General features: G+C 42.4%; 5 protein-coding genes. 4 read left to right on the top strand and 1 reads right to left on the bottom strand.

Going from position 1 to position 3,241, the window contains the following annotated elements:
- The 4 genes from A3729_RS09475 to A3729_RS09460 all read left to right on the top strand — a co-directional run.
- On the top strand, positions 1-494 hold a 494-nt coding region (locus tag A3729_RS09475; RefSeq protein ID WP_068739181.1), incomplete at its 5' end, for an RsmE family RNA methyltransferase.
- A gap of 215 nt (positions 495-709) precedes the next feature.
- Positions 710-1,027 (top strand): hypothetical protein, encoded by a 318-nt coding sequence (locus A3729_RS09470; RefSeq protein WP_068510162.1) that lies wholly within the window; start codon positions 710-712, stop codon positions 1,025-1,027.
- The gene (gene tnpB, locus A3729_RS09465) at positions 1,024-1,371 is read left to right on the top strand and encodes an IS66 family insertion sequence element accessory protein TnpB (protein WP_068510160.1); all 348 of its coding nucleotides are present in this window, start codon (positions 1,024-1,026) and stop codon (positions 1,369-1,371) included. The genes A3729_RS09470 and tnpB overlap by 4 nt, the downstream gene beginning before the upstream one ends.
- A gap of 64 nt (positions 1,372-1,435) precedes the next feature.
- A complete protein-coding gene (locus A3729_RS09460; protein ID WP_068510158.1) occupies positions 1,436-2,962 on the top strand; it encodes an IS66 family transposase in 1,527 nt (508 codons plus the stop codon).
- A gap of 30 nt (positions 2,963-2,992) precedes the next feature.
- Here the strand turns inward: A3729_RS09460 and A3729_RS32705 are convergent.
- A partial coding sequence (locus A3729_RS32705) for a hypothetical protein (protein WP_231877396.1) occupies positions 2,993-3,241 on the bottom strand: 249 nt, incomplete at its 5' end.

Below are 3,241 nucleotides of genomic sequence, written 5' to 3'. Positions count from 1 at the left end.
CCTTAACACTCATTATTGGTCTACCCCGACCAAAAATGTTAAAGCGAATCATTCAAACCGCCACAACAATGGGCGTGAAGAAAATCTATTTCCTCAATGCCTGGAAGGTAGAAAAGAGCTTTTGGCAAAGCCCCTGGCTAAGTGAAGAAAAAATTCTAGAGAATTGCATCCTTGGCTTAGAACAAGCTCAGGATACCGTGATGCCCGAAATTCATATCAAAAAGCGCTTCAAGCCCTTTGTTGAAGATGAATTACCTGCACTTTCCAAAGGTACACGCCAACTAGTCGCCCACCCTAGAGAAGAACAGGTCTGCCCACATCATCTCGAAGAAGCCTGCACCTTAATCATCGGCCCCGAAGGTGGCTTTACTGAGTATGAAGTAAACAAGCTCAAAGAAGCCGGTTTTGAAGGAGTTCATTTAGGCGAAAGAATTCTACGCGTAGAGACTGCCGTACCCGTATTGATCTCGCGTCTATTTGGGTCAACATTCTAGGGTAATTTTGTCCGCAAAACGGACCTTCATGACTGATCGATAAACAAGGATTTTTTGGCCAATATTGATCTGATCGGTTACTTCTGGAAAGTGAGATAAGCGGACATAACAGTTGGACTGTTTTTACAAAATTACGTAAGCGTCTAGCCAAGCACACATAATACCAAACCCAACAATTAATTACGCTAGTTCCAAAATTCACAAGGAACTAGCACATGACTAAAAAGAACACCAAGAAAGCCAAACACGACTGGCCAAGTATCTTCGATTATCAAAAAGAGAGCGGGTTAACGGTTGCAGAATTCTGCTCCATACATAAAATCAGCACCTCTTCGTTCTACCTCAATAAGCACCGACGCTCGACAGGCAATAATTTTGTCGAAGCGAAAGTTGTTCGGCAAGTGTCTGAACAAGTCACACAGATCACTAGCTCTAAACAAATCATCACGTTAATCACACAAGCAGGTGAACTGACTTTTCCAGATTCGATATCACCTGACTTTTTAGTCAGAGTGATAAAGGGTTTATCATGAAGATGTTTGTTCAGCCTTCCCGCATTTATCTTCACCGGCAGTTTGTCGATTTCAGAAAATCGATTAATGGTTTATCTGTGATCATTGAGTCGGAGATAAATCTTCCCGTCATGAGCGGTGCCTTGTTCATTTTCTGCAACAAAGCCAAAGATAAATTGAAGATACTTTATTGGGATAAAACCGGCTTTGCCTTGTGGTATAAACGGCTTGAAAAAGATAAATTCAAATGGCCAAGCCGTATTGATGAAGCATGTTTAGAATTGAATGAACAGCAGTTGTCTTGGTTGCTGGAAGGCTATGATGTCATCGGTCATCAAGCTGTCGATTATCAAAATATTATGTAATAAAATCAGGTAAATAGTATAAATAAAAACAGCAAGTTAGCGTGTTTTTTGTTAAAATGCACGCATGAAAACAGACATCGAATCACTCCCTGACGACCCTATTTTACTGAAGAAACTTCTCGCAGAAAGAGATGAGACTATCGCTTATCTTACTGAGCAGTTTCGTTTAGCTCAGCATAAACAATTTGGTAAAAGCACTGAAGGCTACCCGGGTCAGGGCGAGCTATTCAATGAACTTGAGCAATTAGCAGATGAGTCTGAAGCGGAACCGACTGAAGCCGAAAAAGAGTCCATCACCTACGAACGCAAGAAACCTGTTCGTAAACCTTTACCCAAAGACTTACCACGCGACGTCATCATTCACGACCTGGCAGACGAAGACAAAAGCTGTGATGACTGCGGTCATGAATTACATCGCATGGGTGAAGATAAAAGCGAGCAGCTTGAATTCATTCCTGCCCAGATCAAAGTCATCGAACATGTGCGACCTAAATATAGTTGTCGTCATTGTGAGCAACATGCAACGAACGTCACGATTAAACAAACGCCGGTTCCGGCTTCACCTATTCCAAAAAGCTTTGCTACGGCGAGCTTGTTAAGCCAAATCATTACCAGTAAATATCAATATGGCTTACCGCTTTATCGACAAGAAAGTCTGTTCAAAGAATATGGCATCCCGCTTAGCCGACAAACGATGTCGAGCTGGTTGCTGAAGTGTACAGACTTACTCAAACCGCTTTATGACAAACTGCATGAAACCCTCTTGCGGCAAAATGTAATACAAGCAGATGAAACCACACTAAAGGTAATCGAATCCGACAAAACCAAATGTTATATGTGGTTATATTGCACCGGTACCGACTCACCCGGCAGCAATCACACAGACATTCCCAATATCGTGCTGTATGACTTCCATGAAAGTCGGGCAAGCCAGTGTGCGATTAATTTTCTACAAGGTCACTCAGGCTATTTACAGGTAGATGGCTATCAAGGTTATGAATCCACCCAAACGACATTAGTGGGCTGTTGGGCACATGCACGACGCAAATTCAAAGAGGCTGATATAGCGCAAAGCAAAGGCAAACCCAAAGCGGGAAAAGCTACTTGGGCGATGACTCACATCAAAAAGCTCTATCGAATTGAAACTGCCATAAAGGATAAATCGCCCAGAGAAAAACAGGCATATCGAGTCGTACATGCGACACCCTTGTTGAAAGAATATAAAATCTGGTTGGATAACTCGATTCTGCAGGTACCGCCTAAATCGGCCTTGGGCAAAGCACTCGCATACAGTTTAAATCAATGGCCAAAGCTGACACGCTACTTAGAAGATGGTCATCTGAATATCGATAACAATCGTGCAGAAAGAGCAATCAAACCCTTCGTGATAGGGCGAAAAAACTGGTTATTCTCAAACACCACTAGTGGTGCCCATGCCAGCAGTGTACTTTACAGTATTGTTGAAACGGCAAAGGCAAATGACCTTGTGCCATTCGATTATCTTCATTATCTATTGAAAGCACTTAGTAAAAGAGATCAGCAAGCAGAAATGGAAGATCTGCTGCCATGGAATGTCATACTAAATCATTAGATTCTTGGATATGTGCGCTTCGCCTTACGTTTACGAAGTATCTTCAGGCCAGTGTGCTTGTGTTTCAGGTTTCTTAGGAGGGCCGTTTAGCTCTACAAGCATACGACGCTCTTTTACACCTAAGTTTTTAAGTATTTCGACACAGCTTTCATTAAAGGGTGTTGGGCCGCATATGTAAAACATCTTTGAGCTTAAGTTGCTCAGTGAAGATGAAACAAGCTCTTCAGTAACACGTCCGCCGATGCCTTGATAACTTTCACTTGGCCTTGAGATTAATTC

It is taken from the genome of Oleiphilus sp. HI0043 (assembly GCF_001634935.1).
The sequence above is the reverse complement of the archived record's forward strand: the minus strand, read 5'-3'. Positions and strand labels throughout refer to the sequence as shown.

Excerpts from the sequence above, each read along its gene's own strand:
- A3729_RS09470 (WP_068510162.1), top strand. The coding sequence starts at position 710 with ATGACTAAAAAGAACACCAAGAAAGCCAAACACGACTGGCCAAGTATC.
- tnpB (WP_068510160.1), top strand. The coding sequence starts at position 1,024 with ATGAAGATGTTTGTTCAGCCTTCCCGCATTTATCTTCACCGGCAGTTT.
- A3729_RS09460 (WP_068510158.1), top strand. The coding sequence starts at position 1,436 with ATGAAAACAGACATCGAATCACTCCCTGACGACCCTATTTTACTGAAG.